Below are 1412 nucleotides of genomic sequence, written 5' to 3'. Positions count from 1 at the left end.
CTGTCTGGGTCCGGCCGGGTGGATAAGCCACGTCGGCGAATGTTGACCAGGCTTAGAAAACCCGGTTAAGAGACAGGCTGGCCGATTGCGTTGTTGCCGTTCCAGTACTGCTGCCGATCAAAGAACCGCTGTAAGTATTGGGTGAGGCGGGGTTGTTATAGGTCGAGTAATAGTTGGCTGTTTTGTCTTGCGTTACGCTGTACGTATAACTGAAGTCCAGGAACCACGACTTATCAAGGTAGTAAGTGCCGCCCAGCATGACAGCCGCGCCCCAAACCCATTGGCTGGCCGAGAAGCTCTGGGCAGAGCCTGAAATATCGGTTCTGTTGCCGTTGATATCGGCAAAACCAATCAGGTCGTTAATTTGAGTATTGACCTGCGATAAGGTGGGGCCAACGCCAACGTAAATGGTGCCTCTGTCAAAAGCGCGCCCGAAGTACGGAATCAGCGAGAATTGATGATTAACCGTTTTTTGGTAAGAGCGGGCAATTGCGTTCCCCGTGAATGGTGTGCCGTTTGAAAAGGAACCATACTGCGGAATTCGAATGAAGTCTTCTGTTGCTGTGGAACCACCCTGGTAGCTGTATGAAAACTTGACGCCCCACAGGTAATCGGTGCCTTGCAGCTTCTCGAAATAACCAGCCTGGACGGCGGGAGAAATGCCATTTATCGTGCCCATCCCAATGCCCACAGGCGGGCCTCCGGCTGTGCCTGAAGAAACGAGTGTTCCTGTCGCTGTGTTGGTGACGTTCGACGTCCCGGTTGCTTCCAGTTTCTGGTCTTTGAATTGTGTTGAATTAACACCGAACCCCAAGCCGAAATAAGCACCGGAGTCTGGCACCATGGACGTTGAGCTGGTTTGTGCTGTTGCTAAGGTTGAGTAGCCGGAAAACAAAGGGATGATGAGTCCCAGAAGAACTGCTTTTTTCATTATTGGAAGCCTTATTAAAGGTACCGCAGTTACTACGTTGAAGGGGGGCTGAGTGTAATGTGAACGAGCCGGGGCGGCAAGATAAATTGTGATGGGTGAAGGGCGGGCTTTCCGCCTGTCGGTAACAGCCAATAAAAAACCCGCGTCGTATGACACGGGTTTTTCTGAATTTTTTGGCGGAGCGGACGGGACTCGAACCCGCGACCCCCGGCGTGACAGGCCGGTATTCTAACCAACTGAACTACCGCTCCGCAGCGGTAATGGTGCCCAACCAAAGCCAAAGTACTTGGCGTCCCCTAGGGGATTCGAACCCCTGTACCCACCGTGAAAGGGTGGTGTCCTAGGCCTCTAGACGAAGGGGACAGGACAAATTGAGTTGCGCAGTATAACATGTTTTCACTGCACGTTTCTTTGCAAGCCGTTTTTGGTGGAGGTAAGCGGGATCGAACCGCTGACCTCTTGCATGCCATGCAAGCGCTCT

General features: G+C 52.6%; 1 protein-coding gene and 2 tRNA genes. All 3 read right to left on the bottom strand.

Going from position 1 to position 1412, the window contains the following annotated elements; genetic code table 11:
• Positions 1-52: 52 nt before the first annotated feature.
• Positions 53-931 carry an outer membrane protein gene (locus tag B2W52_RS04755; RefSeq protein ID WP_286801627.1) on the bottom strand — a complete coding sequence of 293 codons (879 nt, stop codon included), beginning with the start codon at positions 929-931 and terminating at the stop codon, positions 53-55.
• Positions 932-1105: 174 nt separating this feature from the next.
• Positions 1106-1182: transfer RNA gene (locus tag B2W52_RS04750), tRNA-Asp, on the bottom strand.
• Positions 1183-1218: 36 nt separating this feature from the next.
• Positions 1219-1294 (bottom strand) — tRNA-Glu (locus tag B2W52_RS04745).
• Positions 1295-1412 lie beyond the last annotated feature (118 nt).

The sequence above is a fragment of the Marinobacter sp. UBA2498 genome (assembly GCF_002341575.1).
Taxonomy (GTDB): Bacteria; Pseudomonadota; Gammaproteobacteria; order Pseudomonadales; family Oleiphilaceae; genus Marinobacter; species Marinobacter manganoxydans.
The sequence above is the reverse complement of the archived record's forward strand: the minus strand, read 5'-3'. Positions and strand labels throughout refer to the sequence as shown.

Coding starts and splice junctions, on each gene's coding strand:
- B2W52_RS04755 (WP_286801627.1), bottom strand. CDS start 931: ATGAAAAAAGCAGTTCTTCTGGGACTCATCATCCCTTTGTTTTCCGGC.